Genomic DNA, 8,015 nt, shown 5'->3' with positions numbered 1-8,015 from the left:
GGGTCCCTGGCAACGACCGTGGCAAGTGTGGCTTTGGCGCAGCCAAAACGCACGTTGACGAAGCTTCCGCAATGCGGAAGCGGAGTGAGTTGCCAGTCGCGAAGCGTGCGAAAAAGGACAAAAAAAAGGGTCCCTGGCAACGACGAAGTTAAGTACCTCACGTACCGCAGTGCAAAGCACAAGGAACGTGAGGGCAACGAACGCGGCTTGCGCAGCAAACGCGTGGTTCCACGGCTTGCCGAAGGCAAACGCGCAAACGAAGACAGACGGAGTCTGGCGGAGTATAGTGCGGCTCGCATCCTGTGCGAACGCACGGATATTCATAGCCAGGCTTTTTTTTGTCCTAATCCTTTTTCAGTTCCGGCAGATAGACCGTGAAAGTGCTGCCTTCACCTGGTTTACTGTTTACAGTAATTGAGCCCTGATGCTGGCTGATGAAATCCTTGCAGAAGCCAAGGGCAAGGCCACTGCCTTTTTCCCCGGCTGTCCCACGTTGCGAGGGTTGTTTTTTGTCACTGAAGAGTCGAGTCACATCCGGATCAAAGCCTATGCCTGTATCCTCAACAGTAAACTTCAGAGTCTTTCCTTCAGTCTTGTCGGTAATCTCCCAGGCCACAGTTATTGTTCCGGAACGGGTAAATTTAATGGCGTTGGATAGTAAATTTCTGCTGACGAATCTCAGGATATTTGGATCTATAGAGATTTCATTGTCATTAGGCGCAGACAGAATTATTGCGTTGTTTTTTTTGACAGCGAGATGATTTAATTCGTTCATTACTGATTGAATTATCCCATGGATATTGCTGGGTACAGGATGAACACCGCTTTTCTGGATCAACATGGTTGTCCATGCAAGTAGATTTTCTATTAGAAAGAGTGAAGAAGATGCAATCTGCTTTAATTCTTTTAGAGCATATTTCTTTTCATCTTCAGTAAGAGTTATTGTTTCAAAGAGCTCGCAGACTGACTGAAGATGTGTAAATGGAGATCTGAGATCGTGAGCAATTATTGATATCAGTTTTTCCTTGAACAGGTTTTGTTTTTGTAGCTCATTATTTTTCACTTGAAGCTGCTCGGAAGTATAACGCAGTTCCAGTAGCGTAGTCACATATCTGCTTAATACCTTGAGTGTCTGCCTTTCATCCTCTGAAAAAGTACGGGGTACTGTGTCGATAGCGCATAATGCTCCCAGGGCAAAACCTTCTGAGGTTATTAGTGGCATACCGGCATAGAAGCGAATTTTGTCTCCACTTAAGACCAAAGAATTATCCCTGAAGCGTTCATCCTGCAGAGTATCCTCAACGACCATAATTTCGCTTTCGAGGATGGTGTGAGCGCAGAATGCAATGTCTCTGGGAGTTTCCTGGATGGAGGATCCGATATTGGCTTTGTACCATTGTCTAGTTGTATCTACTAGTGAAATATTCGCCAGCGGGGTTTTACATATCCGGCTTACCATAAACACAATATCGTCGAATTCCTGTTCTGCTAGAGTATCCAGTATTTTCAGGCTGTGAAGCTTCTTGATCCGTTCGGATTCATTTTCAGACAGGACTGCGCTAATCATTTCGAAACCATATCTACTTTACTCTCAGAGGTCAATCTTACAGCCGACTTATGAACAGTATTGCATAAATTACTATTTGAAATTATTTGGTTCACAATGGAAACTATTTGCTTGACATGTGGCATGACCCATGTAAAAATTAGTTAGTTTGAGGTGGAAACCAAATAAGGGGATTTCATGGATACATCATATAGCCTTGTATGGGAAGATAATTTTAACACAGCAGGAAAACCTGATCCACATAAATGGTCTTACGATCTCGGTCACGGAAAACGCGGTTGGGGTAATGAGGAAAGTCAGTTTTACACAGACAAGGAAGAAAACTGCAAGGTTGAAGATGGCAGGCTAGTCATTACTGCTGTCAGAAATCCAGATATGACATGCAGTTCAGCCCGTATTCATAGTTATGGTAAAGCTTCATGGAAGTATGGACGTTTTGAGATCCGTGCGAAATTACCGACTGGAAAAGGAACCTGGCCTGCTATCTGGATGTTGTCGGACGGTATTCGCGAAGGTGTTTCATGGCCCCTCTGTGGTGAAATTGACATCATGGAACATGTTGGTCGTGATCCGGAAAAAATACATTTTAGTCTACATACTGCTGACTATAATCACAGAAAAGATACACAAATAACCAGCACAAAAAAGCTGCCCGGTATCCTGGAAGGATTTCATACATATCGAATGGATTGGGATGAAGAAGGCTTTGTTTATTATGTGGATGATGAATTTATGTGCAGTTTCAGAAAAGAGGGGAAAAATAGAATTGAAGAATGGCCTTTTGACCAGCCCTTTCATCTGATACTGAACCTCGCAATAGGCGGTCATTGGGGTGGTGAGGTCGATGAGACTGTCTTTCCAGCAGTCATGGAAATTGAATTTGTTCGAGTATATAAAAAAATCCAAGGAAAAAGGAGAGAGCAATGAAGAAGGAAGGAAGAATTTTAATAGCCTGCGCACTGCTAATGGCTATGGTTCTGCTTTTTGTCGGCTGCAGCCGTGACCAGTATGAAGGTCTGGCTACAGATATTGAAGGGGAGTTGACCATCATGCTGTGGTCTGGTGACAATTCATTTTTGGAGGACATCGGTCGCACGACAATCCCGGTAGAGGATCTGCGGGGCCAGAATCAAGCTGCAGCCTATGCAGTAGCCCAGGAGTTCAACAAGATCTATCCTAACGTCAAGATCAACGTGTTTGCGAAAGCTGGTGGTCCTGATGACGGTGAAAGTTGGGTGCAGAGCCGTGAAAATTTCCGGGCTGAATACGGGCGGTATCCGGATATATGGGCTTCTACCGATATACCAGGAGATATCGCACGTGGTCTGATTGCTGATCTTTCAATTTTTTCCGATGATCCTATGTATCAGAGCTTCAACCCCGCAATTATGCAGATGATGAACCACGATGGTTTTCAGGCTGGACTGCCACAGTACCTGCTGCCATGGGGTGTATTTGTAAACCGCTCTCTTGCTGAGGACAACAACCTTGATGTGCCGGATCCTGACTGGGATCTTCAGGACTATACCAACTTTGTCCGTCAGGCAGACATGCGTAACTTCTTCGGGATGATGGCTCCACCACTCGCATTTATAGAGACTGGGACTGACTCCATCCGCTATCAGATGGTCAACCGAACTGAAGGTGATTTTGTGAATCTGGCAAGCGATCAAGTCCGGGATCTGGTAGACTACCTGCCGATTTGGGCACGCTATGGTGTATGGCCACAATTCGGTGCTGGAAACATTCCTCAGGAAATTCTGGATGAGAACTGGTGGTGGGGATTCCGCTTTTTTACACAGGGCCGCTTGCTGACTCTTGAAGGTGATCCCTGGATGATGGGTGATGCAGCTCATCCAGATCCTGATCACTGGGGTCGTGCGCAGATTGCTGACTGGGACATTTATCCTCGTCCGGCTACACCCTATAAACCGGCAACAGTCGGTGTTGTGCTCGATCCGATGGTTGTCTACAACTATGCCATGGATGACGGAGATCCAGCTATGTCCGAAGAAGAGTTGGCCAAAACCAGACTTGCATACACCTTCATGGCATTCTGGGTCGGAGACACACGCAGCTGGGAAGCCCGTGCCAACCAGATGTTCACAGATGGTGATACCGTTAAAACCAGTTTAAATGACTCTTTACCCTTCGTTACCGACGAGGCAACATTCGATGCGCAGATGGAGCATTGGTTCTCAACTGAAACTCACCAGCGTTTTGCCGACGAGAGTCTCATGCCCGGTTTTCACAAGGTGCTCGACATCTGGCGCCAAGGTGACGTATGGGATGTTTCTGACAAATCCTATCCATGGTTTCATGATTTCGAGGGTGGCCGCCGCGAAAATCTGTATGAGTGGAATGCCATCGGAAATGCTGACATAACCGGGGCTGACTGGAATGATCCGAATCTCGCAGATGTTGTGAAATCACGACTGGGTGACTGGAATCGGAATATCAACCAGAACTTCGAACGGTCTTATGCTGAAATGAAACGTGGTATGGAAACCTACTACTAAGACACCGCATTGATTTCCCCCTCCCGGATGGGAGGGGGATTCTCCTAATAGAGATACACCTTATGAAACAAACTAATTTTCGATTTCTGAGTGCTGCTGCAATTGTGACGCTGATATTACTGACTGTGTTTTTTGTTTTGCGTCCCGTTGATCGGGAGATACCAGAACCCGATGAGGCACAGCGTCTTTGGGCATATCTATTGCTACTTGAAGATTTACCGGAACAGAATCAGGATTACCTTGAATACATGCGACGCTACGATACCTCTGACGAGATGGCTCGCTCCAGGACAGGAGCATCCATTCAACTCATAGAACCCGGCACAATCCTTGAGCTTGGTTCAGAGGATTTAATCGTCCAGTTTGAGGTAGAACAATCTGGTCTTTATACACCCGCACTCAGATACCGAAGAACGGATTCCGGTTTGAGTAATACCAGTCTGGACATCCGGGTTAACGGGGTTCATCCTTTTACCGAATCGCGGGCCCTGGAATTGACCCGCCGGTGGGTCGATGAGAGCAAACATTTCACCCGCGACCGTTACAATGACGAATCTCTACCGTTGCAATTGCCGGTACAGGACTGGATTGATAAATATTTATATGATATCTCAGGCCGATTGATTCAGCCAATACAGTTTCATCTCGACCGCGGGATTAACGAGTTTGCAATTCGCAATGATTCTGCCTATAACCTTGAGCTTGAGGAAATATCCCTCGAAACAGTTATCAAACCTGAGTCTTACCTTGAATACTCCCGGGATAGAACTGTGAGTTTGGATAACATTCAACTTGCAGTTAACGCTATCGATTACAGCTCAAAAAATGCCTATAATGTGCGAATGGGATCATCCAACGATCCAGCGGCTACTCCGTTTCATCCGGTTGACCGTCTCTTAAATACAATAGAAGCATCCAGTTGGGCACGAGCCGGAGATGAAATTGCGTATCAGATCACCGTTCCACGCGACGGCTGGTATGCGCTGACCCTGCGCTACAATAATCCTAACAATGATTTCAGTGTATTCCGTTCCATACGGTTAAACGGAGAGATTCCTTTCAGAGAGTTCATGGCCTACGAATTCCCCGCACGTGGAGCTGTCCGTTGGGAACACCACACCTTAGCGGACGAGACTGGCGAACCGTATTACCTTTATTTGCCTGCTGGTGAACATGAGATCAGCCTTAAAGCGGAAAAGGAACCAGTTACCGAGGCTGTTCGGGCCTTGAACATGATTATCTCGCATATGAATTTCTTTGGAATCGAGATTATGAAGGTTACCGGGCGCGATATTGACCGTAATCGTACCTGGAGACTCACCGATTTCATACATAAAACTGCCGATTATCTGGATGCGTATACCATCCTTCTTAGTGATATAATCTGGAATCTGTCTGCGTACTCCAGCAAGGGCATGGAGTCGGCGGTGGTATCAGGACTACATACCGCATTGTTTAAACTCGAGAAACTCGCCGAAAAACCAGATGAATTGCCTATGTATCTGCAGGATATCTATTCAACCAGCATCTACGACAGGCCGGTTACGCAGATTCTTGGAGAAACTGTTAATATGCTTGAGAATACTGCAATGGGTATAGATATGCTGTACTTTGAGACGCAGCCTTCTGAGCATTGGAGATCTGCAAATGTAATGCAGCATATTCATAGCAGTATGAGATCGCTAGTGGCCACCTATACTGGTGATAAATACCGAACCGACCCTTCTGATGACGTTCTGGATGTGTGGGTAACCCGTCCGATAACCCACACCGATCTAATGCAGAAAATGGCTGACGCCGATTTTACAGCCCGGACTGGAATTCCAGTACGTATTTCCGTTATGCCTGAGTTCAATCGTCTTATTCTGGCTACCGCTGCCAACCGTACACCGGATCTCGCAATGGGACTTCCCAGTTTTATTCCCTTTGATCTTGCTATACGTGGGGCTGTGCTTGAGCTCTCTGAATTCGATGATTTTTGGGAGTTTGCAAGCAGTTTTTCACCTGGTGCCTTTATTCCCTATATTCTGAATGAGTCCGTCTATGGTATGCCGGAAACTCTTGATTTTCATGCCTTGATCTACAGAACAGATATCTTCCGCCAATTGCAGCTCAGCCCGCCGGATACCTGGCAGGATGTTATAGAAATGCTGCCGGAACTCCAGCGTTTTGGTATGAACTTTTATCACCCAATTGCAGGAGGCCTGCCCACCCTTAAATGGTTTTATCAGACTAGTCCATTTGTGTACCAGTTCGGAGGAAGCTTGTACGCTGAGGATGGTTTGTCAGTAAATCTGGATGACCCGAAAACGCTGGAAGGACTTCGTTTCCTGAGTGAGCTGTTCAGCCTGTATGCTTTGCAGGAACAGGTACCGATTTTCTACAATTCTTTCCGCTTCGGAGTTCTTCCCGTCGGAATAGTAGATTCAGTTACCTATCTGCAGCTGAAGTATGCGGCACCGGAGCTGAAAGGACAGTGGGCTTTGGCTCCATATCCAGGAACTCCGGATGTACATGGTGATCCGCAACGCTGGTTTATTGCGAATGGGGTGTCAGCAGTAATTATGAAAGATACCCCCATGCCGGATGAATCATGGGAGTTTATGAAATGGTGGTTGTCAGCAGAAACCCAGGCAGATTTCGGTTATCGTCTACAATCTACTTATGGGCCGGAATATCTCTGGTTTTCTGCAAATCTGGATGCCCTTGCAGATGCTCCAATAGAAGCACGAGATAAACAGATTATCCTCGATCAGGTCCGCTGGCAGCGGGATGTGCCGCGTACCCCTGCACAGTACATGCTTGAAAGAGGTCTGAGCGATATCTGGATCAACTCTGCAACCAGGAACCGGTCCCTACGGACTGAGGTTGATACAATGATTCCGGTAATTGACAGGGAAGTCACGAGAAAAATGACTGAATTCGGATTTATTGACAGCGAGGGAAATGTTCTCAAGCCATTTATTGTACCCGAAATGGATTGGATCCTTTCAAAGTTTGCATCTTACCTGGAAGGAGATTCCGATGGCTAAATTGCGCACAGACAGCCAGATAGATTTTTCTCTGGTTTCACTGCTTTTACCCTACAGCATCATATTTGCACTCTTTATTCTGGTGCCGGTCATAATAGCAGTAGCCTTGTCATTCACTTACTTCAATGTTGTACAGCCGCCACGCTATATCGGCTTTTTCAATTATATTACCCTACTCACACAGGATGAAATATTTCTGAGATACGTACTGCCGAATACATTCAAATATGCCTTTATTGTCGGTCCAGGGGGCTATGTTCTTGCCTTCATCATGGCTTGGCTTTTGGCTCAGATCCAGAAAATTCCCAGGAATATTCTTGCTTTGGCCTTGTACGCACCGAGTATGGTAGGTCCAATTCTGATTACGGTTGTGTGGCGTACCATTTTCAGTGGAAATGAGGCCGGTATTATCAATGCTGCTCTTCTACGGCTCGGTCTCATAGATAATCCGATTCAGTTTCTTCTGGATCCCTCGTATCTATTGAATGTAGTCATTTTCGTAGCCCTGTGGAGCTCAATGGGCATTGGGTTTCTGGCAATGATGGCTGGTATTCTGAATGTAGATAAAACATTGTACGAAGCCGCCTATATTGACGGTGTAAGTAAACGCTATCAGGAGATCTTTTTTATCACCATTCCTTCAATGAAACCTCAGATGCTCTTCGGGGCTGTAATGTCGATCGTCAACACCTTTAATATAGGCTGGATCGGAACTGCTCTCGCTGGGGTCAGTCCGACACCCGGCTATTCAGCTCAGTTGATTGTTAATCATATAGAGGACTACGGGTTCGGTAGATATGAAATGGGATACGCTGCAATGGCCAGTGTCGCTCTTCTTTTAATGGTTCTGTTTTTCAGCCGTGTATCCTATATTCTGTTTGGAACAAAGGAGTAGTT

General features: G+C 46.1%; 6 protein-coding genes. 5 read left to right on the top strand and 1 reads right to left on the bottom strand.

What is annotated here, in order from left to right; genetic code table 11:
• Positions 1-105 precede the first annotated feature (105 nt).
• Entirely contained in the window at positions 106-378 is a 273-nt protein-coding gene (locus ACYQ2L_RS16035) for a hypothetical protein (RefSeq protein ID WP_460057853.1), read from the top strand.
• On the opposite strand, the gene ACYQ2L_RS16030 is transcribed toward ACYQ2L_RS16035, so the two are convergent.
• A complete protein-coding gene (locus ACYQ2L_RS16030; RefSeq protein WP_460057851.1) occupies positions 344-1,567 on the bottom strand; it encodes a GAF domain-containing sensor histidine kinase in 1,224 nt (407 codons plus the stop codon). The two genes, ACYQ2L_RS16035 and ACYQ2L_RS16030, sit on opposite strands and share 35 nt — an antisense overlap.
• Before the next feature lie 177 nt (positions 1,568-1,744).
• Here ACYQ2L_RS16030 and ACYQ2L_RS16025 point away from each other — a divergent pair, with 177 nt between their 5' ends.
• From ACYQ2L_RS16025 to ACYQ2L_RS16010, 4 genes are all read left to right on the top strand, one after another.
• Entirely contained in the window at positions 1,745-2,494 is a 750-nt protein-coding gene (locus ACYQ2L_RS16025; protein ID WP_460057849.1) for a glycoside hydrolase family 16 protein, read from the top strand.
• Entirely contained in the window at positions 2,491-4,086 is a 1,596-nt protein-coding gene (locus ACYQ2L_RS16020) for an ABC transporter substrate-binding protein (protein WP_460057847.1), read from the top strand. The genes ACYQ2L_RS16025 and ACYQ2L_RS16020 overlap by 4 nt, the downstream gene beginning before the upstream one ends.
• A gap of 62 nt (positions 4,087-4,148) precedes the next feature.
• The gene (locus ACYQ2L_RS16015) at positions 4,149-7,118 is read left to right on the top strand and encodes an extracellular solute-binding protein (RefSeq protein WP_460057845.1); all 2,970 of its coding nucleotides are present in this window, start codon (positions 4,149-4,151) and stop codon (positions 7,116-7,118) included.
• Positions 7,111-8,013, top strand: a complete 903-nt coding sequence (locus ACYQ2L_RS16010; RefSeq protein ID WP_460057843.1) for a carbohydrate ABC transporter permease — start codon at positions 7,111-7,113, stop codon at positions 8,011-8,013. The genes ACYQ2L_RS16015 and ACYQ2L_RS16010 overlap by 8 nt, the downstream gene beginning before the upstream one ends.
• Positions 8,014-8,015 lie beyond the last annotated feature (2 nt).

The sequence above is a fragment of the Spirochaeta dissipatitropha genome (assembly GCF_054657935.1).
Note: the sequence above shows the minus strand (reverse complement) of the source record. Positions and strands in the feature narration are given on the sequence as shown.

What these genes read in the sequence shown, in the direction of transcription:
- ACYQ2L_RS16030 (WP_460057851.1), bottom strand. Translation starts at nt 1,567, where the DNA reads ATGATTAGCGCAGTCCTGTCTGAAAATGAATCCGAACGGATCAAGAAG.
- ACYQ2L_RS16025 (WP_460057849.1), top strand. Translation starts at nt 1,745, where the DNA reads ATGGATACATCATATAGCCTTGTATGGGAAGATAATTTTAACACAGCA.
- ACYQ2L_RS16020 (WP_460057847.1), top strand. Translation starts at nt 2,491, where the DNA reads ATGAAGAAGGAAGGAAGAATTTTAATAGCCTGCGCACTGCTAATGGCT.
- ACYQ2L_RS16015 (WP_460057845.1), top strand. Translation starts at nt 4,149, where the DNA reads ATGAAACAAACTAATTTTCGATTTCTGAGTGCTGCTGCAATTGTGACG.
- ACYQ2L_RS16010 (WP_460057843.1), top strand. Translation starts at nt 7,111, where the DNA reads ATGGCTAAATTGCGCACAGACAGCCAGATAGATTTTTCTCTGGTTTCA.